This is a genomic window from Veillonella faecalis (genome assembly GCF_024677885.1).
GTDB classification, from domain to species: Bacteria; Bacillota; Negativicutes; order Veillonellales; family Veillonellaceae; genus Veillonella; species Veillonella nakazawae.
In genome coordinates, this window is sequence record NZ_JALBWL010000002.1 from 554,975 (window position 1) to 575,382 (window position 20,408).

Annotated in this window: 19 protein-coding genes and 9 tRNA genes; 25 read left to right on the plus strand and 3 right to left on the minus strand. The window is 37.9% G+C overall.

The window, feature by feature from the left end; genetic code table 11:
• The first annotated feature begins 56 nt into the window (after positions 1-56).
• From MOQ65_RS06395 to MOQ65_RS06475, 17 genes are all read left to right on the plus strand, one after another.
• Positions 57-1,808 carry a 2-oxoacid:acceptor oxidoreductase subunit alpha gene (locus MOQ65_RS06395; RefSeq protein ID WP_156720031.1) on the plus strand — a complete coding sequence of 584 codons (1,752 nt, stop codon included), beginning with the start codon at positions 57-59 and terminating at the stop codon, positions 1,806-1,808.
• Between the two features lies 1 nt (position 1,809).
• Entirely contained in the window at positions 1,810-2,682 is an 873-nt protein-coding gene (locus MOQ65_RS06400; RefSeq protein ID WP_119208130.1) for a 2-oxoacid:ferredoxin oxidoreductase subunit beta, read from the plus strand.
• A gap of 348 nt (positions 2,683-3,030) precedes the next feature.
• Positions 3,031-4,881 carry an MAG1210 family protein gene (locus MOQ65_RS06405; protein WP_257846984.1) on the plus strand — a complete coding sequence of 617 codons (1,851 nt, stop codon included), beginning with the start codon at positions 3,031-3,033 and terminating at the stop codon, positions 4,879-4,881.
• On the plus strand, positions 4,874-5,593 hold the full coding sequence (locus tag MOQ65_RS06410; RefSeq protein WP_119206350.1) for a LemA family protein: 720 nt from the start codon (positions 4,874-4,876) through the stop codon (positions 5,591-5,593). Before MOQ65_RS06405 ends, MOQ65_RS06410 begins: the two co-directional genes overlap by 8 nt.
• A 72-nt stretch (positions 5,594-5,665) precedes the next feature.
• Positions 5,666-7,012, plus strand: a complete 1,347-nt coding sequence (locus tag MOQ65_RS06415; protein ID WP_257846985.1) for an MATE family efflux transporter — start codon at positions 5,666-5,668, stop codon at positions 7,010-7,012.
• 101 nt (positions 7,013-7,113) lie between these two features.
• Positions 7,114-8,001, plus strand: a complete 888-nt coding sequence (locus MOQ65_RS06420) for a prephenate dehydrogenase (RefSeq protein ID WP_257846987.1) — start codon at positions 7,114-7,116, stop codon at positions 7,999-8,001.
• A gap of 190 nt (positions 8,002-8,191) precedes the next feature.
• The gene (locus MOQ65_RS06425; protein ID WP_257846988.1) at positions 8,192-9,229 is read left to right on the plus strand and encodes a nicotinate-nucleotide--dimethylbenzimidazole phosphoribosyltransferase; all 1,038 of its coding nucleotides are present in this window, start codon (positions 8,192-8,194) and stop codon (positions 9,227-9,229) included.
• The gene (locus MOQ65_RS06430; RefSeq protein ID WP_257846989.1) at positions 9,226-10,329 is read left to right on the plus strand and encodes a nicotinate-nucleotide--dimethylbenzimidazole phosphoribosyltransferase; all 1,104 of its coding nucleotides are present in this window, start codon (positions 9,226-9,228) and stop codon (positions 10,327-10,329) included. Before MOQ65_RS06425 ends, MOQ65_RS06430 begins: the two co-directional genes overlap by 4 nt.
• 198 nt (positions 10,330-10,527) lie before the next feature.
• A tRNA-Gly gene (locus MOQ65_RS06435) sits at positions 10,528-10,602 on the plus strand.
• A 5-nt stretch (positions 10,603-10,607) separates the two neighbouring features.
• Positions 10,608-10,683, plus strand: a tRNA-Asn gene (locus MOQ65_RS06440).
• 5 nt (positions 10,684-10,688) lie between these two features.
• Positions 10,689-10,764 (plus strand) — tRNA-Lys (locus tag MOQ65_RS06445).
• A 4-nt stretch (positions 10,765-10,768) separates the two neighbouring features.
• Positions 10,769-10,843: transfer RNA gene (locus MOQ65_RS06450), tRNA-Glu, on the plus strand.
• Between the two features lie 5 nt (positions 10,844-10,848).
• Positions 10,849-10,924, plus strand: a tRNA-Val gene (locus MOQ65_RS06455).
• A 3-nt stretch (positions 10,925-10,927) separates the two neighbouring features.
• Positions 10,928-11,002, plus strand: a tRNA-Gly gene (locus tag MOQ65_RS06460).
• Between the two features lie 7 nt (positions 11,003-11,009).
• Positions 11,010-11,085: transfer RNA gene (locus MOQ65_RS06465), tRNA-Asn, on the plus strand.
• Between the two features lie 9 nt (positions 11,086-11,094).
• Positions 11,095-11,169 (plus strand) — tRNA-Glu (locus MOQ65_RS06470).
• Between the two features lie 3 nt (positions 11,170-11,172).
• A tRNA-Val gene (locus MOQ65_RS06475) sits at positions 11,173-11,248 on the plus strand.
• A 222-nt stretch (positions 11,249-11,470) separates the two neighbouring features.
• Here MOQ65_RS06475 and MOQ65_RS06480 read toward each other — a convergent pair.
• Both MOQ65_RS06480 and MOQ65_RS06485 read right to left on the minus strand, forming a co-directional pair.
• Positions 11,471-11,794, minus strand: a complete 324-nt coding sequence (locus MOQ65_RS06480) for a YnfA family protein (RefSeq protein ID WP_119206345.1) — start codon at positions 11,792-11,794, stop codon at positions 11,471-11,473.
• 222 nt (positions 11,795-12,016) lie between these two features.
• Positions 12,017-12,916, minus strand: a complete 900-nt coding sequence (locus MOQ65_RS06485; protein WP_060923797.1) for a LysR family transcriptional regulator — start codon at positions 12,914-12,916, stop codon at positions 12,017-12,019.
• Between the two features lie 297 nt (positions 12,917-13,213).
• On the opposite strand from MOQ65_RS06485, the gene rpsD reads away from it, so the two are divergent.
• Complete coding sequence (gene rpsD, locus MOQ65_RS06490) at positions 13,214-13,801, plus strand: 30S ribosomal protein S4 (RefSeq protein ID WP_004695181.1); 588 nt, start codon at positions 13,214-13,216, stop codon at positions 13,799-13,801.
• A gap of 97 nt (positions 13,802-13,898) precedes the next feature.
• Here the strand turns inward: rpsD and MOQ65_RS06495 are convergent, their stop codons facing one another.
• Positions 13,899-15,104 carry an MFS transporter gene (locus MOQ65_RS06495; RefSeq protein ID WP_257846992.1) on the minus strand — a complete coding sequence of 402 codons (1,206 nt, stop codon included), beginning with the start codon at positions 15,102-15,104 and terminating at the stop codon, positions 13,899-13,901.
• A 221-nt stretch (positions 15,105-15,325) separates the two neighbouring features.
• On the opposite strand from MOQ65_RS06495, the gene MOQ65_RS06500 reads away from it, so the two are divergent.
• The 7 genes from MOQ65_RS06500 (at position 15,326) to pgl (ending at position 20,388) form a co-directional block, all read left to right on the plus strand.
• Positions 15,326-15,703 (plus strand): WapI family immunity protein, encoded by a 378-nt coding sequence (locus MOQ65_RS06500; protein ID WP_257846994.1) that lies wholly within the window; start codon positions 15,326-15,328, stop codon positions 15,701-15,703.
• A 157-nt stretch (positions 15,704-15,860) separates the two neighbouring features.
• Positions 15,861-16,301 (plus strand): 50S ribosomal protein L13, encoded by a 441-nt coding sequence (gene rplM, locus MOQ65_RS06505; RefSeq protein ID WP_005381375.1) that lies wholly within the window; start codon positions 15,861-15,863, stop codon positions 16,299-16,301.
• 20 nt (positions 16,302-16,321) lie between these two features.
• Positions 16,322-16,714: a 30S ribosomal protein S9 gene (gene rpsI, locus MOQ65_RS06510; protein WP_005377846.1), complete on the plus strand. Its 393-nt coding sequence runs from the start codon at positions 16,322-16,324 to the stop codon at positions 16,712-16,714.
• Between the two features lie 64 nt (positions 16,715-16,778).
• The gene (locus tag MOQ65_RS06515) at positions 16,779-16,976 is read left to right on the plus strand and encodes a hypothetical protein (protein WP_156719969.1); all 198 of its coding nucleotides are present in this window, start codon (positions 16,779-16,781) and stop codon (positions 16,974-16,976) included.
• A 27-nt stretch (positions 16,977-17,003) separates the two neighbouring features.
• Entirely contained in the window at positions 17,004-18,539 is a 1,536-nt protein-coding gene (locus tag MOQ65_RS06520; RefSeq protein WP_156719968.1) for an ABC transporter permease/substrate-binding protein, read from the plus strand.
• Positions 18,540-18,670: 131 nt separating this feature from the next.
• Positions 18,671-19,462, plus strand: coding sequence for a trans-2-decenoyl-ACP isomerase (fabM, locus tag MOQ65_RS06525; protein WP_024066640.1), 792 nt, complete (start codon positions 18,671-18,673; stop codon positions 19,460-19,462).
• A gap of 170 nt (positions 19,463-19,632) precedes the next feature.
• Positions 19,633-20,388 carry a 6-phosphogluconolactonase gene (gene pgl, locus MOQ65_RS06530; protein ID WP_060923795.1) on the plus strand — a complete coding sequence of 252 codons (756 nt, stop codon included), beginning with the start codon at positions 19,633-19,635 and terminating at the stop codon, positions 20,386-20,388.
• Positions 20,389-20,408: the final 20 nt, after the last annotated feature.

A 20,408-nucleotide genomic window follows, 5' to 3' on the forward strand; every position in this document is an offset into this window, starting at 1 on the left:
TAGTAAGGTAGACTCTTGTCAGCAGTGTAATTTTTATCCTAAGGAGGGTGAATCTCTTGCAAAAACGTAAAGATTTTATCTGGAAAATGGGCGGCCAACAAGGTGAAGGTATCGAGAGTTGTGGCGAAATCATGGCGACAATCCTCGCTAAAGAAGGTTATTCCTTGTATAGCCAACGTTTATTTGCATCTCGTATCAAAGGTGGTCATACTACATTCGCATTGCGCGTTGCATTAGAACAAGTTATGTCTATTGGTGAAGGCGTAGACTTCTTGCTTTCTCTTGATCAAGAAACAGTTGATATGCATGGTTCTGAAGTTCGTGAGGGCGGTTACATCATCTGTGACAGCAAAGTAAATCCTGACTTCTCTAAATTTGAAGGTACAAAGGTTAATTGCTTGTCCTTGCCAATCTCTGAAACTGCAATGAAACAAGGTTCCTTGTTGATGCGTAATATCGTAGCACTTGGTATGTCTGTTGCACTTCTTGGTTTCGATACTAAGATGTTTAAAGATGCGATTGCTGCTAAATTTGCGAAAAAATCCCAAGAAATCGTGGATAAAAACTTAGCTGCCTTTGACGATGGTTATGGCCTTGTAATGGAAAAATTGGGCGATGTGGAAATCGATACATTGCCAGCTCCTGGTAAGAAAGATCAAATGTTCTTATTAGGTAATGAAGCATGTGCTTTAGGTGCTATTGCTGCGGGCTCCCGTTTCATGGCATCTTATCCTATTACTCCAGCATCTGAAGTAATGGAATATATGATTAAAAATATGGATAAATTGGGTGCTACTATCGTTCAAACAGAGGACGAAATCGCAGCATGTATGACAGCTATGGGTGGCGTATACGCAGGTGTTCGTGGCTTTACATGTACTTCTGGCCCTGGTCTTTCCTTGATGGCTGAATCCTTATCCATGGCTTCCATGGCTGAATTACCAATGGTTGTTATCGACGTTCAACGTTCTGGTCCATCCACAGGTATGGCTACAAAGGTTGAACAATCTGATATTGATGCAGCTTGCTATAATGCACATGGCGATTACTCTGGTATCGTTATTTCTCCAACATCTATCGAAGAATGCTTCTATGAAATTCAAAAAGCTTTCAACTTGGCAGAAATGTACCAATGCCCAGTTATCTTCATGCCTGATTTACAACAAGGTTTGAATAAACAATCCGTTCCTTCCTTCGACTTGAACCGTGTACCTATTAACCGCGGTAAAATGATGAAAGAAGCTGATCTTCCTGAATTGGAACAACCTAAATACTTCAAACGCTTTGAATTGACTGAAGATGGTATTTCTCCACGTACAATTCCTGGTATGAAAAATGGTCTATTCCTTTCCACAGGTCTAGAACATAATGAAGAAGGTAAACCAGCAGAAGCGCCTACAATGCACGTAGCGCAAACTGATAAACGTTTCCGCAAATTGGAAACTGTAGCTGATAACTACGAACCATTCTTGAATAACGCTAAATACGACGAAGCAGATGTTCTCGTTGTAGGTATGGCTTCTAGCCGTGGCGCTATCGAAGAAGCTGTTGCTGAATTCGATCAAGAAGGTGTTAAAGTTAACCACTTGCAATTGCGCTTGATTAAACCATTCCCAGCAAAACAATTACAACCATTCATGGATGCTGCGAAAAAAGTGGTTATCGTTGAGCACAATGCAACAGGTCAATTGACTAACTTATTTAAAATCAACATGCATAAGAAATCTAAAATTTCCAGCTGCTTGAAATACGATGGTAATCCATTCACAAAAAGTTATGTGAAAAATGCGATTAAGGAGGTCCTATAATATGACAACAGCTAAAGATTACAGAAACGATATTCGTCCTAACTGGTGTCCAGGCTGTGGCCATTATGGGGTTCAAGCAGCGATTACTGACGCTGTAGTAGCGAAAAATATTCCACCAGAAAAATTAGCAGTAATTTCCGGTATCGGTTGCTCTAGCCGTATCGGTGGTTATTTCTACGCATATGGAGCTCATACAACTCATGGTCGTGCGCTTCCTTACGCACAAGGCGTTAAACTTGCTAACCAAGACTTAGAAGTTATCGCTTGCTCTGGTGATGGTGATGCGTTCGCTATTGGTATGGGTCACACTATCCATGCTTTCAAACGTAATGTAAATATGACATACGTCGTAATGGATAACCATGTATATGGTTTGACTAAAGGTCAAGCATCCCCTCGTTCCGATATCGGTTTTGTTACAAAAACAACTCCTCGTGGGGCTTTCGAATCTCCATTGTCCGTTTGTGAAACTGCAATTGCTGCAGGTGCTACATTCGTAGCACAAGGTTACATGATTAATCGTGCACAACTTGTAGAGTTGATTCAAAAGGCAATGGATCATGAAGGTTTCTCCTTTATCAACGTATTCAGCCCATGTGTTACATACAATAAACACAACAGCTATGACTGGTTCAAAGAACATTTGGTAGAATTGCCAGAAGGTTATGACCCAACAGATCGTGCAGTAGCACTTAAAACATTGGGTGAAACTGATGGATTGGTAACAGGTGTTATCTATCAAGATACTACTAAACCTTCCTTCGAAAAAGCTCTGGCAGCAGCAAATGGTGGTCCACATCCTCGTCCATTAACTGAAGATGTTGTAAAACCAGATCAAGCGCTATTCGATAGCCTTTGCAATCAATTTAAATAATCTTATCTAAATTGAATTATGTATAATCTGAACCCCTCTTTACTGAATGTCTGGTAAAGAGGGGTTTTTACATTATGACATTATGAATAGTATGATTACTTTAGAGTGTTGTGAATGATACGGTTATTTTATAGTGGTATGAATGATACGGTTATTTTATAGTGGTATGAATCGTATTATTACTTTACGGAGGTTTTCTTAATTGATATACTAATTTATAATTTAGGATATTTATAATTAAGTAAAAATTGAACGCTTATAAGTATAAGAGGCTATTATTTCAGAATATGAGGCATAATGGAAACGTATAGAAGTATCATTTACTATGCGATTCATTAAGGAGAGGGAATGAGTAACGTGTCGAATGAATATAATGAAGCATTACTAGATCCACTTAAGTATTATCGGGAAGAGTTAAAGGACGCCTTCCAACAAGTAACCGAAGAATACTTTCAACAACTAGTAGATCAATCAAAGATTGATATAGATAACAACAAAGTATTAATAGATAAGTATACTGTTGTATCAGAAAATCGCGATCAATCAAACACATCCTATAAACGATTTGGCCTTATCAAAAAGGTTGATATTGTTATTGGTATAGGTGCCATTATTTATGGTATTTATCAGTTTTCACAAGAGTATATTGATATTGTAGCGGTTATTGTTTCTATACTTATATTAGTTCTATGTGTAGGGCTTTACCTATATTGGATTAAGCCTAATAGTAAAAGCCTTGAAGAAAAACTTAATGATTTAGATGCTACATTAGCTAAAATGCGTCAAGAAGGCTATGAGATGATGGCCCCTTTAAACAATCTATTTCATAGTGAAATGACTATAGAACTTATAAAAAAGGCGATTCCTTTTATTCATATGGATTCTAACTTTAATATTGAACGATATGAACAGCTCGTTAAAGATTATGGATTCTTAGAAAAAGGTGATGTAAATCATTCTACATTAGATATTGCGTCTGGTGATATTTTAGGAAACCCTTTTGTTTTTCTGAAGCGCATAATCCACTGGATGGATGATTATACGTATGAAGGCACCTTAAATGTTACGTATACAGAAGAGTATGTTGATTCTAATGGGAATCTAAAAACTCGTGATGTTAACGAAACATTACGGGCCGTTATAAGACAACCTGGTCCTTATTATGCCAATAAAGTATCTTTAGTGTATGGTAATCATGCAGCACCTAACCTAACATTCCATAGGAAGCCACCGGAAAAAGGATTCTTTAATTTCGGTAGCGCTAAGAGTCGATTAGCTAAAGGAATAGCTAGTCTTAGAAAGAAGAGTCAGGACTCATTGGAGGCGGGTAGTAATTTTCAGGCCTTAGCCAATGAAGAGTTCGATGCACAATTTAATGCATTAGATCGCAACAATGAGGTTGAGTTCCGCGTACTATTTACGCCATTAGCACAAAACAACTATAAGGATATTTTTGAAAACTCTCCATATGGAGATGACTTTATATTTAATAAAGAGTGTAAAATTAATGAGATTAAAGCTGACAATTCTCAAAATTGGGACTTTGATACATCACCATCTCAGTATTATGATTTTTCATTCCAAAAGATTAAAGAGAAGTTCATTAATTACAACTGCAGTTACTTTGATCACATGTATTTCTCATTCCTACCAATTTTAGCGATTCCTGTGTATCAACAAATGGCTTCTAATGATTATATTTATGGCAAATCTTATAATTTCAAATACAATGATTACATTACAGAAATGCTAGCAAATAAAATGGGACTTAATTTATTTGTTCCTCCTGATGCGGCTCAGCGAAATAATGTAAAAACAATTCTTAAGACTAGCCACCATAAAAATGAAGGTGACTCTGAGGTAATTAAGGTAGATGCCTATTCTTATAGGGCCATCGAACACGTAGATCAAGTACCTGTACGAGCTGGTAATGGTAGAACCTATTATGTTCCAGTCCGCTGGGACGAGTATGTTCCTGTTACAAAACAAGAATTGATAGAGGTTTCAGAAATTAAATCTGCTGGAGAGGATTTTAATCATATTAAAGGTCTAGATCAGTATCAAAAATCTGACAATAATAGAGATAGGTCTTTTGCATACGATCACTTTATGGCAGGTAAACTATATCGACAAAATCAGTCTCTCGAAGATTTATTAAATACTATTTACAAAGAATTTGGAGGTACCCAAAATGGCTAACCAACTCGACGAAATGAATCCGGAAATTATGTCTGAAGGCAGAGATGTGCATGTTATCGCTAAGGTAATCCCTGTTGAAACTAGTGGCTTTGAAAAACTTCTTCCAACGATCCTTATGGCAGTTGGTGTTATCGGTATCGTTTTAGGCATAGTTATAGACAAGTATCTAGTATCTATTATTGGCGCCATTGTATTGATTTATCCATGGTGGCGATTAAAACAAATTAGCTCAGAGTTTAATATGATGGAACAAAGAATTCAAAATGCTGCATCCGAAATTGATAACTATATGGAGCAACGTGTTGTGATTCTTTCTAATGCGGCTAAACTTGTGGAAAAATCTATTGAAGTTGATAAGGATATCCTTGTAGACATTGCTAAGTATAGAAGTGGTAATTTTTCTGAAGCATCTAGAAGTGATGTGAATGCACAACTTAACAAGGCTACAAGAGCCCTCAACGTAGCTATAGAAAATTATCCAGAATTACAAAGCCAAGATACAATTCGTGATGCAATGCAACAAAATTCTTACTTACAAAAAGAAATTACTGCAGCTAGAACGTTGTATAATGATGCTGTAAATACTTGGAATAGAGAAATCTTTGAATTCCCATTTAAAAAGATTGTAGCGGCCAAAGAAGGTAGAACTACAAGAATTCCATTTATTGCTGATCAAGAAACTAAAGAAAAAGCTAAGGGCGTTTTCTTTTAAGGGATAGGCAATTGGACGTTAGTATATGAAGGGCATACTATAAAATCTGACATTAGTATATAAGGGGATACTATGAAGTCTTATGAAAAAGGGATTAGCTTGTCTATCTGGACATTGAGCTGGCCTATATTTATTGAAGTATTCCTACAGCTGTTAGTAGGTAATATAGACCAAGTGATGATGAGCCATTACTCTCCTCAAGCGGTAGCAGCTGTGGCTAATGCCAATCAAATTTTAAATATCTTTATTATGCTCATCATTGTTATGAGTACCGCTACGACGATTTTAATTGCCCAGTATTTAGGGGCTCGAAATCAGTCTAAGCTATCAGAGGTATGTACGGTCAGTTTGGTGTTGAACTTCTTATTTTCATCTGTTGCGGCCGTATTCTTTATGACCTGTCATGAATGGATTTTTACATGGCTAGGTATACCTCCCGAAACGATGAGTGATACGTCGATATATACGACCATTGTGGCCGCAGGATTACCGATTCAGGCTATGTATTATGCGCTGGTTGCCGTATTTAGAGGCCATTCATTAACGCGTGTTACTATGTATATCGCGTTAGTTATGAATGTTATCCATATCACAACTAACTATGTATTAATATTTGGTCATGGTCCCATACCAAGCCTTGGTGTACTAGGGGTATCAATTTCTACCTGGTTATCTAAGGTGGTAGGCCTCGTAATTATTGGCTATACCTTTAAGAAGTTGCTTACTTTAGAGGTGAGCTTCAAATTTTTAAAACCATTCCCGTGGCATACGGTTAAGTCTTTACTGAATATCAGTGTTCCCTCTGGTGGTGAAACCTTAAGTTATCAGTTATCTCAGACAACGATTATGAAAATGGTCAATATCCTAGGGCTAGCTGTTATTAATACAAAGGTGTATGTATCAGTTGTTGCCATGCTTTGCTATGTATATACCATAGCATTAGCAAATGCATCTCAAGTTATTGTGGGTTACCTGATGGGGGCTAAACGACAAGCTGAGGTGACAAATCGCGTATGGCATTCTATGTTGTTAGCCATTGCCATTAGTGTAGGACTGGCTACGTTCTTTTATATTACCAGTGATATTGTACTATCCATATTTACTACGGATCCAGAAATCCTATCGTTAGCACATAATGTATTACTGATTGAGATTTTTCTTGAGTTAGGTCGTGCCGTTAATATTGTTATGGTTGGCTGCTTACAAGCAGCAGGGGATATTAGAACACCGATGCTCGTAGGCATTTTTGGCATGTGGCTATGTGCTGTACCATTGTCCTATCTATTTGGAATTTACTGGGAATGGGGGCTCGTAGGCATTTGGATTGCCATGGCGGTAGATGAAATTTTACGAGGTTTATTATTTGTATATCGCTGGTATAGTGGGAAGTGGAAAAATAGACGCCTCATAGAGGCATAGTCTTATATTTACACGATTTCAATATACTTTTAGTAGTTTGTAGATATAGTTAGCCTTACATTAGAGAGTGTAAGGCTAATTATTTGTGAAAGTAGGTTTATATGAGTAAGACAGTAGGCATTATTGGCTTAGGTCTATTAGGTGGTTCGTTGGCGAAGGCTTTAAAGGCCTATACCGATTATGAGGTAGTAGGGTATGCTCGTCGCCAAGAGGTTTGTGATGCGGCCATTCAGGATGGGGTGGTAAAAGCTGCTTGGACTGAGGTAGAACCATTGATTGAAAATGCAGATATCGTTGTATTTTCATTGCCTCCAGATACAAATGCAAGACTATTTACAGAAATGGCACATCTTTTTAGACCAGGACAAGTGGTGACTGATGTATCTAGTGCAAAGGAAAACTTTGTACGAGCTGTATATGATTCTATTCCGAAAGGGACAATTTTTGTGTCTGTTCATCCTATGGCTGGCTCTGAAAAGGGTGGCTACGAAGTATCTCATAAAAACCTATTTAAAGGTATGGGTTGGATTGTACTAGAGGATAAGGCCTCTGAAGTATATAGTGAAGAGGTTGCTCAAGAACTAGCTGAAATGGGACGCGCTGTAGGATCACGTATTGAATTTGTCGATATCTATGCTCACGACGCGTATTTAGCTATGGTGAGTCATATGCCACATTTATTGGCATCTATTTTAACTCAAGTTTCCGGTGGTGATGAATTAGGCGAGTTGCGCATGAAATTATCTGCAGGAGGCTTTAGAGATTGTACACGTGTTGCCGGTGGTTTGCCATCTATGTGGCGTGAAATCATTTATGGTAATAGACACAATGTTATTGAAGGTCTTTCACAAATCGAATCCGAAATCAAACGGGTAAAAGAGATACTTTCACAAGAAGATGAAGGTCAAGCTTTAGAATCCTATCTTGAACGAGGAAGAGAAATCCGCGGTAAATTACCATATTTAACAGGACAAATAAAGAATAGCTAATGATAAATAATTATAAGCTATCGCTATGCATTGGTTATCACTCATAGAGTACTAACAATGAGTAATTAACATTCATTTGAGTTTGACGTATATTTATGTAGCTGAAGCAACGCGGTTTATGCAGTATAATGTGTATACTAGGGTTCGTAAAGAATATACATTTAACATATTATTTAGTTAAGGAGATACCATGAGTTTGTTACAAGAAACTTGTGACGCTATTAGAGGTCGCAGTCATGAAATTGAACAACATATAATCGATAGTTGGAATGCAGGTTCGTCTGTAGAACAATATGGGCGACTTGTGAACGTGGTGGCTCAATATGGTGCGGCTACAAATCAGGAACAGTTAACGGTTCCAAAACCTTGTATGATTATTGCCTCTGCCGATCATGGCGTGGCCGATATGGGCGTAAGTGCGTACCCAAAGGAAACAACTGTAGGGATGACACAAAACTACCTAATTCCTAAGGGGGCGGGCGCAAATTCCTTAGCTAATTACTGTGGTGCTCAAATGGAAGTCATCGATATGGGCATTGATGCAGACATGAGCTGGGTACCAGGACTCCGTAGTCATAAACTTGGTATGGGCACAAAAAACTTTGTAGAAGAACCGGCCATGACACGTGAACAAGCCATTGAAGGCATTGAAACAGGTATCCGTCTTGTAAAAGAGAAAATCGACGAAGGCTTTAATGTTTTCTTAGTAGGGGAAATGGGTATTTCTAATACTACTGCAAGTGCTCTTATGACTGCTAAATTTGCAGGACTCACTGCAGAGGAAGCTACAGGGCGAGGAACTAATATTTCTGATGAGCGTCTAAAATTAAAGCAACGCATTGTGCATGATGTATTAGAAAAATATAAAAATATTCCGAAAGATGATGCAATCGGAATTTTATCCTCTGTGGGCGGCTTTGAATTTACCTGTATCGTAGGTGTTATTCTAGGTGCTGCAGCGAATAATGCACTTGTTATTATTGATGGTTTTAATACATCCGCTTGTGCATTGGTTGCTAAAACATTAGTTCCACAGGCGATGGATTATGTAATGGCATCTCATTTATCTGCTGAAAAAGCGGCTAAATCTTCTTTAGAAAATTTAGGCCTTGAAGCCTATGTTGATTTAGGGCTATGTCTCGGTGAGGCCTCTGGTGGTTCCATTCAAATGGGAATGCTAGATCTTGCCGTTCATATGTATTTGGCTGTTACAGGAGGTAAGGCATGAGAACTTTTACAATTGAACCATTACATGCACCATCCATGGAAGCATGCCGATTACGTATCGATAATTTAACAAAACCTATTTATAGCCTTGCAACATTAGAGTTAATAGCTGAGCGTTTTGCAGGTATTCTGGCAGATCCTCAACCAAATCATTTACGATATGGCGTACTTGTGGTGGCGTCGGACCACTTGGTAGATGGTCCTCAAAATAGTCAGCATGGTAGTGAAAGCTACGCCGCTATCAAACGTTTCAATGAAGGTAGAACGGCTACGCAGGGGGCGGCATTTAAGTTAAATGCAGACGTACATGTTGTAAATGTAGGTCTTGAGCAAGATACTAGTAATCTAGAATATATTGATCAACAAGTCATTCGTAAAGGATCTCATTTCTTTGGTGTAGAACCTGTTATTTCTCGAGATGAACTTGAGCGAGCTCTAGAGCTTGGCTTTACCTATGCTGATAAATTACATGCTGATGGATTACAAGTGGTGGCGATTGGTAATGTAGGGGAAAGGGCATTCCTTGACTCCCTCGTAACGACGGCTACAATTACGGGCTGTGCCTATGACGATATTCTCGTTCATACCGAATGTGGACCTACGGTAGAACAACGGGCTGCTCATATTCATTCTTTTGTAGATCGTTTTAATATCGCTGTGGATGATTGGTCTGCTTTGAGTGAAAGTGAGCGCCGTGATGCGGTATTACACTTACTTCAGGTAGCAGGGGGACTAGATATTGCATTCTTAACAGGTTTTATCTTAGGTGCCGCAAGTCACCGTATGGCAGTAGTATTTGATAATGCCGTAACAGGCGCAGCTGTGTTGGCAGCAGTTACTATTGAGCCATTAGTTAAGGACTATATATTCCCATCCGCCGCCTATGAGGAACCAATTCACAAGGAACAATGTCGATTCCTTGGAATAAAACCATGTTTACACTACAATTTACAAATTGATGAAGCATTGGGTTCCACAATGGGTCTATCTATTATCGATGCATCTATGCATATGTTAAACGATATGAAAACCTTCGTTGAAGCTGAGGTTAAAGCGGCTGAAGATGGTGCCGGTAAAGGTAGACAAAAGAATAAAGAGTAATCTATATAAAAGAGGGAGTATTAAATCCCTCTTTTTGTATGTTTTATGCTCAATTATGTAAAATTAACTGAGAATTTCATGGAAAAACCATTGACACTATATGTGTAAATTGATATTATTATAGGGCAGTCAGGACAGACTTAAATTCTTCTTGACGACAGATTGATGATTATGTTATATTAATTATCGGTTCTGTATGCGGGAATAGCTCAGCGGTAGAGCACCGCCTTGCCAAGGCGGGGGTCGCGAGTTCGAATCTCGTTTCCCGCTCCATACATTCCTCGATAGCTCAGTTGGTAGAGCAATCGGCTGTTAACCGATCGGTCGTAGGTTCGAGTCCTACTCGAGGAGCCATTTATGACTCACTAGCTCAGTTGGCAGAGCACCTGACTTTTAATCAGGGTGTCCCGCGTTCGAGTCGCGGGTGAGTCACCATTCTGGCCCGTTGGTCAAGCGGTTAAGACACCGCCCTTTCACGGCGGTATCCCGGGTTCGATTCCCGGACGGGTCACCACATATGGACGATTAGCTCAGCTGGGAGAGCGCCTGCCTTACAAGCAGGATGTCGGCAGTTCGATCCTGTCATCGTCCACCACATGCGGGAATAGCTCAGCGGTAGAGCACCGCCTTGCCAAGGCGGGGGTCGCGAGTTCGAATCTCGTTTCCCGCTCCATTAATATTCCTCGATAGCTCAGTTGGTAGAGCAATCGGCTGTTAACCGATCGGTCGTAGGTTCGAGTCCTACTCGAGGAGCCAATTTCATATGGCCCGTTGGTCAAGCGGTTAAGACACCGCCCTTTCACGGCGGTATCCCGGGTTCGATTCCCGGACGGGTCACCACATGGACGATTAGCTCAGCTGGGAGAGCGCCTGCCTTACAAGCAGGATGTCGGCAGTTCGATCCTGTCATCGTCCACCAACGTAAGCGGTTATCTTCGGATGGCCGCTTTTTGTTATATAACACAGCTTTTTGTTATATAACACAATAGCTATTCATATATATCAATAGTTATTTCTATTTGTATAAAAATAGTTATTTATTTAGAAAATATTAGTTATAGACATAAAAATAGGCATAGAAGTAGACATAGAAATAGACATAGAAAAAAGAGTACAACTGTAGCAGTTGTACTCTTTGTATTTAACGCGGCGCGTACATGATGATATAAACGCCCACAAGGCAGACGAGACCGCCGATGATATCATATGTGTCTGGTCGCAAACCATCGACGAGCCAACCCCATAGGATGGAAAGGGCAATAAATACGCCACCGTAGGCTGCATAAACCTTACCGAAGCTTGCTTCTGGTTGGAAGGTAGGGATAATACCGTATAAGAACAGGATGAAAGCACCAGCCAGTAAATATACAGGGCCTTTATCGTCGCGCATATAGAGCCATACTAAATAGCCGCCACCGATTTCGGCTAAACCGGCTAATATAAAGAAGAAAATAGATAAGAGCATAATAACCTCACAGTATTAATTGAAATCTATTCTCTATTGTACAACTTGTTAGCGTAGAGAGCAATTATTTAATGACCAAGGTGAATCGTTACTAGTGGTTAAGAAAAGAATGTTAAAAGACAAAGATATTAAAAGACAAAGATGTTAAATATAGACATTAATAGAGGATATAATAAAATTAAAAACCCGTACACATATATGTGTACGGGTTTTGTGTCATTCTTATAAACGAGCTGGTGATTCGCTATGTACATAATCCATGAAGGTATGCATTGTTTCCGATTTAGAATTGTTTTTCTTAAAGGCAAAGCACACTTGTAGTTTAAATGGTTTTTCTAAAGGTATGTAGCCATCATTGATATTTAAAGAATTTAGAATTTGGCGTGCTACGATGCAGCCTGATTTATTTTTTTGACAGTAGTCGATCATTGTATATGGGTTAGATAAGCGACTACCTCTAATGTGTAGATTTTGTTGACCGTTACCAACATAATTTTTTAATGTACGATACATAAAGTACTTAGGTGGATACATAAGTAATGGTTGTTGTTGAATTGCTTTCAAGCTAGCAACTTCCATATTATCGATGATGTTTGGTGCATAGTATACGAATTCGTCCTCGCGAAGGGCTGTAGATTCATATGCTGACATATCCTTGTTATTTGGTAAGTAGAGGAGGGCAATGTCGATACGATTTTCGCGTAAGTCGAGCATCAACTCTTCTTCTTCCATGTCATAAATGCTGACAGAGAACTCAGGGTGGTTTTGGAAGAAGTGGGATACATATCCGTTAAGGCGGATGTCCCCTAAGCTACGCAATACACCAATATTTAAGATTGGACGTTCTACCTTGCTGGCTAAACGGATCGATTGAATAGCACGTTCCAATGTGTCGAGAACTTGTTCTGCTTCTGGTAGGAATAATTCACCTTCTGGTGTCAAACGGCTACCTCTTGTAGAGCGGGATATTAATTTCACACCAACTAGACGCTCTAATTTTTTCATTTGAGCGCTGAAAGCTGATTGTGTGATGTTCATAGATTGTGCAGCTAATGTAAAGCTTCCTGTTTTATTATAGGTAATAAAACTTTGTAGCTCTTGCATTGTAGGTAACTCTTTCATAGTATTCCCCCAATATTGACATAAAACTCCAATGATACCTATTACCTTTCTTACTAATATTGTAGCATACTATAATTATTTTTTCATCTAAATCTATAAAATATGATGAAGCATGCACAATCGATATAGTGAGCAATATTATCGCAAAAAAGTGTAATATCAGTTCGCTATTATGCACTTATTTCAATGACTTTCACCATTATCATTAATTGACATAAGTAAATGAAAATGATATTATACATGAGTACCATTATGTGTAGGTACAAGTTTATATTAATCTTATGAGGTGATAATCACATGGCAACGAGAAGAGAGGCTCGATTCAAACTTTGTCGTCGCTTTGGTGTGAACGTATTCGGTCACGCAAAAGCCTTGAATCGCGTCAAAAAAGACCAACGTCAGAAAAAAATGTCTGAGTATGGCACACAATTATTAGAAAAACAAAAAGTTAAAGCTTACTATAACTTGCTAGAACGCCAGTTCGTACGCTATTATGATAAAGCGAAAAAAATGCAAGGTGTTACAGGTCAAAACATGTTGATCCTTTTGGAACAACGTCTTGATAACCTTGTATATCGCATCGGCTTCGGTAACTCCATTCGTCAAGCTCGTCAAATGGTAAACCATGGCCACATCTTGGTAAACGGTCGTCGCGTAGACATTCCTTCCTTCTCCTGCAAACCAGGCGATGTAATCGAATTGCGCGAAGCATCTCGTGACAACGAAATGTTCAAAACTAACTTCCAAGAACTTCGTTCTTTCGAACTTCCTTACATTGAAAAAGACTTGGAAGGCTTCAAAGCTACATTCACTCGTCTTCCTCAACGTGAAGAACTTCCTATCGAAGTTAACGAAACACTTATCGTCGAATTGTACTCCAAATAATTTGGCGCAAAAATCCGCAGTGCAACGCACTGCGGATTTTTTATATATTATGTGTGTATCATTTATAAAAGGGTAAATCAAATAATTATCATAAAATCTATCTTTCTTGGTTTAATCGAGTATAGCCTATTATAATAACTGCGCTTATAATTATCCCCATTCCACATATAAAAAATATATCATGTAGCGGTAATATATTTGCTAAGTTTGTAAATATAGTTATTGATAATATTGATCCAATAGAGAAACCTGTACTTACAGAACCGCTAGCCAATGTTAACTCTTCTTGTGAAAAAATAGATTGTATATATGCATGAACTAAAACAACGGCTGTAAATAATAATATTTCAGATATACTATATAGAATATAAAGTTGCTCTATTGTTTCTATATAGCCTATGCAAAAAATACTTCCTCCATATAGTATAAAAAGAGGGAACAAAACTTTTTTAAAACTCGTTGCTAAGTTAATAGTAAAATATTTAGCAAGAAGTCCAAAAATAATGAATGATGCCAATCTAGAGATTGTTTGCGTATATCCATACTGACTATCAGTTAAATGTAAGATATCTTTAATAAATATTAATAGTAGAATAGGTATACACATATAAAATATTCTGGCTAATATACCCAAATAAACTATAAAATTGATTTTTTTATTTAGGAATAATAACTTATATCCTTTTAATAAAAGTTGAATGCGATCATATATGCTTTCTCTAATGGTTTTTTTGGAGATAGTTGAGTGTGACTGTATTCTTACATTTTTATTTAAACGATAAAGTAGGTAGGCTGAAATAATATAAGTAATTGCATCAATAACGAATACTAACGTTAAAGAGTAATTAATTATAACGCTAAATAATAAGGAACCACTTATCAAAGCAAGACGATTAATAGATCGGAGCAGTGCATTGAATTTGACTAAATCATTTGTAATATTAGGTACAAATGAAAGTCTAGCAATTCCTAAGATCTTATTATTAAAACCGATAAGAAAAGCTATGATATATATTAGATAAAGGTTATCTATAAAAACAAAAATTAATAATATGAAACTCGAAACTATTTCAGGAACTACCATAGACCACATCAAGCCTTTTTCTTTTACAAGTATCCCTAAAAATGGGCCTAATAACATTCCAACTAATAATGTGGCTATCGTAAATGCCCCTGTATTAAAGGGACTGTGGGTGGTATTAAATATATATGTTATAAAACCAAGTGTTGTTGCAGTGCTTCCCATTGTTGAAAAGAATAGAGCACTATTTAAGAGAAATGAGTTTTTGTTTTCTAGATTCATACTATCATCTCCTAGATAATAGATGTACTGATATAATATGTATTATTTTACAAAATCTCAATTAAACTTTTACCAATTTTGATGTTATACATTCATAATTCTATATAAATATTTAAATTTCCTGCACAATATAAAGTAATGTGTAATATGTAATATAAGTAGGTTTCTGCTAATGAAAGATAATAAAGGGGACTGTTCACTTTATTATTTAGAGGAGATTAATGGATTTTATACGTGTTGAGTTAGAAGAAAAATATATCTCTTATGTTGAGCCGCGGGAAGAGTGTATCGCTTTTAGTGTATATATTAAAAGTGGCGACTTTTCCGGTCGTGGTACCTTTGTTTATACTGTAAATGAATTTAGAGAATTAATCAGTCAACTCAAATTGATATATATAACATTAGATGGAGAAGTTCGTATTACTTATGCTGATTCGGATGATTATGTCCATATTATATGTAATTCATATGGACATATAAAAGTAGACGCTCAATTAGGAGGCAGTTGGCGTGATAATTGGGTTAAACTTCTTCTTAATACTGATCAGACCGTATTGAATGAGGTAATACAGCAATGTAATTCTATATTAAAAAAATAATTTGATGACAGCATATAACTGCTAAATTTTAATTGACACAAACCCATAAAATCTGTATACTATTTTGAGTAAGCTTTAGTCGTGTTTCCATTAGCCCCGGAAGCAAAGGACAAGCTGATTTTGGTAGAATTATGACGTTATTAGGAGGATATGCAGCATGAAAACTACATTTATGGCCAATCCGAACACAATCGAACGGAAATGGTATGTTGTTGACGCTGAAGGTAAAACTTTAGGACGCCTTGCTGCCGAAGTTGCAAAAGTTCTTCGGGGCAAAAATAAACCAACTTTCACACCACACGTAGACACTGGTGACCATGTGATCGTTGTAAACGCAGAAAAAATTCGCGTAACTGGTAAAAAATTGGAACAAAAGGAATACTTCCGTCACTCTGGTTACCCAGGTGGTTCCCGTTTCACTAAATTGTCCATGATGCTTGAAAAACAACCTGAACGTGTTGTTGAAATGGCAGTTCGTGGTATGCTTCCAAAAAATAAATTGGGTGCACAACAATACCGTAAATTAAACGTATACGCTGGTCCTGAGCATCCACATGCAGCTCAAAAACCAGAAGTATTAGAAATTTCCGTACGATAATCTAGAGGGAGGAACATATAATGGCAGTAGCACAATATTACGGCACTGGTCGTAGAAAATCTTCCGTTGCTAGAGTTCGTCTGGTACCGGGCACAGGTAAAATCACTGTTAACAAACGTGAACTTAATGAATATTTCGGTCGCCAAACTTTGGAATTGATCGTAAAACAACCTTTGAACTTGACTAACACAGTTGAACAATACGATGTAATCGCAACTGTAGCTGGTGGCGGTCCTTCCGGTCAAGCTGGTGCAATTCGTCACGGTATCTCCCGTGCGTTATTGGACGTAGATGGCGAACTTCGTCAATCTTTGAAAAAAGCTGGCTTCTTGACTCGTGACCCACGTATGAAAGAACGTAAAAAATACGGTCTTAAAAAAGCCCGCAAAGCAAGCCAATTCTCCAAACGTTAATATTTGGAATACAGGTTATTACACCTGCAGACAATGTCTGCAGGTGTTTTTGGTTGCTCGGATTATGGTGACACTAATAATTATCTGTTATGATGATAGTAATGATAAAAGAAAGCGTATTTATAGTGTATCCGCTCTTGGACGAGAACAAGAGATTGTAGGTAATGAAATCAGTGATGCTTTGAGCGATATTTTCTATGATGGATTCAGTGATGTTGATTCTGGTAAGAATGCAGGTAAAAAGGTAGTCGTTCTTTCATAATATATTTACCTGTGTATAGGGGGCTGTATGATACAAAATATATATCATTTACTAGTGGAGAATTGGAGCTTTTTCTCAGGTCTATTATGGGAACATATTGGCATAGCTTTGCTTTCTAGTATAATTGCTATTATTCTAGGAGTAGTTGCGGGTATTTTACTTAACGAGTATCGGCGAGCAGTTAATCCGACCATGATGGTTATTAATTTCTTGTATACTATACCATCCATATCCATGCTTGGATTTTTGATTCCCTTTTCAGGAATTGGTAACGCAACGGCAGTGATTGCTCTTGTGATATATGCATTATTGCCGATGGTGAGAAATACATATACTGGGTTAAGCAGTATTGACAAGGAAATGATTGAAGCGGCTACATCACTGGGGTTATCTCGTGTACAACGTTTACGATATATTGAATTGCCTTTAGCCTTTCCAGTAATCATGGTCGGTATACGAAATATGCTAGTTATGACTATAGCGCTTACTGGGGTAGCATCATTTATTGGTGCCGGAGGTCTTGGTGTAGCTATTTATCGAGGTATTACTACAAATAATACGACTATGACTGTAGCCGGCAGTTTACTAATTGCTTTTTTAGCATTGATTATGGATGGTGTATTGGGCTTTTTTGAGAAAATCATACTATATAGAGGGCATTGCAAACGTACTTTTAAACGTATTGGTATTGTATCCTCAATTGTGATAATTGGTGGCATTGGTGTGTTTATGTGGCCGTCGCAACAATCCAATGTAATTCATGTAGCTACAAAACCGATGACAGAACAGTTGATTTTGGGCGATATGCTGAAACTTCTTATTGAACAAGATACAGATTTAACTGTTGAAGTAACAGCCGGAGTAGGCGGAGGAACCTCAAATATTCAACCGGCCATGGAGTCCGGTCAATTCGATATCTATCCTGAATATACAGGCACCGGTTGGAATGCAGTACTAAAACGAGACACGCAATATAGTGAAAATTTATTTGATGAATTACAGCGCGCTTACGAGGATACATATCAATTTAAATGGGTCGGTATGTATGGTTTCAATAATACATATGGAATGGCTGTACGTAAGGATATTGCTAACAAATATAATTTAAAAACATATTCAGACTTAGCGAGGGTTTCGTCACAATTGATTTTAGGTGGGGAATATGATTTCTTCGGGCGCCAAGATGGGTATTCGGGATTACAGCGAGTATACGGCATGGACTTTAAAGATACGAAGGATATGGATATAGGTTTGAAATATCAGGCTATTGAAAGCGGACATGTAGATGCTATGCCTATATTTACTACTGACGGTCAGTTGAGCCATGCGTCTGTTGTTGTTCTTGAGGACGATAAACATTTATATCCGTCGTATCTTTGTGGTAATGTCGTCAGAATGGATGTGTTAAAGAAGCATCCTGAGCTAGAAGCGGTATTACTAAAATTGACACATACGATTACGGATCAGGATATGTCATATATGAACTATGAGGTGGAATCGGAAGGACAGAAACCTCATGATGTTGCTGAGCGATACTTACGCACCAAAGGTTTGTTATACTAACGTGGGTTGATAGAGGGTACATAGTATTGTTTTGTGATTATAAGATTACGTTTACATCTATATTTAATTCCCCTATAATAGAAATATAATCGAATTTTTTCGAAAAGGTATTTTCATATAGGAGAACTCATATGATTTATAATACAATTCAATACGTAGTGGACAACGGCATTGGTACGTTGACATTTAATCGGCCTACAGTGGCGAATGGTTTTAATATCGAGATGTGCAAGGAAATCCTTGAGGTTTTAGATAACGCACATAATGATGAAAGTGTTCGTGCTTTGCTCATCAATGCTGAAGGTAAGGTATTCTCTGCTGGTGGCGATTTAACAGAAATGGAACGGGCTGTAAATGATGGTGATACAGAGTCTTTATTTGAAATTGTTGAACTAGTAGCTCAAATTTCTATGGCTATGAAACGCTTACCTAAACCTGTTATCATGAGCCTTCAAGGTGCTGCAGCAGGTGCGGCGTTCAACATGGCGTTAGCTGCAGACTTTGTTGTAGCGGCTAACAATGTACGCTTTATCCAAGCTTTCGTAAACGTAGGTCTTGCTCCAGATGCAGGTGGTTTGTTCTTGTTGACTCGATCCATTGGCATGAACCGTGCTATGCATATCGTTATGACTGGTGAAGCCGTATCTGCTGAAAAAGGTAAAGAACTTGGCTTTGTATATAAAGTTTGTGAATTAGAAGATCTAGAAACTGCTACAAGACGTCTTGTAGAGAAATTAGCAAAAGGTCCTGCACAATCTTACCGCGTTATGAAAGAAATGATGTGGAATAGCTTCTTATCTGGCTGGGAAGAGTACAAGAAGTTTGAAGTAGAAAATCAATGCTCCTTAGGTCTTTCTGAAGACTTTAAGGAAGGTGTACGAGCTTTCACAGAACGCCGTCGCCCTAAATTTGGTCAAAAATAATAATTATTCTCTTGTAATTCTTTGAAATATCATGTATTTTATAAGCAGTTACTAATATAATTCGAACCGATGTGGCTCTATATATTGAGTTACATCGGTTTTTGCTTTTATAAAAAAGCAAAAGTGTATATAATAGTACTATTATAATAGTTTTAGGAGGTCATTATTACATGGCTCAAGATACAATTAAATGTTATGACGGTCCTAGTGATGTAGTCCAAGCATTGGCGGAGGATTTTATTGATTTTACTAATGATGAAATTAGCCGTACTGAAACGTGCATCGTTGGTATTACTGGGGGTACTGTTATAAATGGTTTGTTAGAATTACTTAACTCTCCTGAATATATTGAGCGCCTTAATTGGGAACGGATATTCTTCTTGTGGACTGATGAGCGTTTCTTACCACAAGCGCATGAGGATAATTACTTCAATCGCGTAAAACCTCATTTGCTATGCAAGGCAAAGGGGGCTGCTCATTTCTTGCCAATTAATACGGATTCTAAAACCGTACATGAAGCGGCTGAAGAATATGAAAAAGAGGTTCGCAATGTCCTAAAGGCATGTAAAAAATCTGGTCTTGATTTAGCGTTGCTTGATTTAGGCGAGGATGGTCATACGGCAGGATTATTTGCAGGCTCTCACGCATTGCGTGTAGCTGATCAAGATGTAGTGGCCGTTGAAGATGGCAAGGTATGGGAACGTATTTCTATGACATTTTCTTTCCTAGCAAAATCTGATGCTGTCTGGTTTACTGTGACTGGTGAAAGCAAGCGAACTGCATTGACAAAGGTATTATACCAACGCGAAGATTACGAGGATTTAACGTGGGAAAAACGCATTGGTCGTACATTGCCTGGTGCTGTGCTTTCACAAGAAGCTGTGACCTGGTATGTGGACAAGGCAGCCTATAATGATGTACACTAAAAGATGTAAGTTTTAGTAAA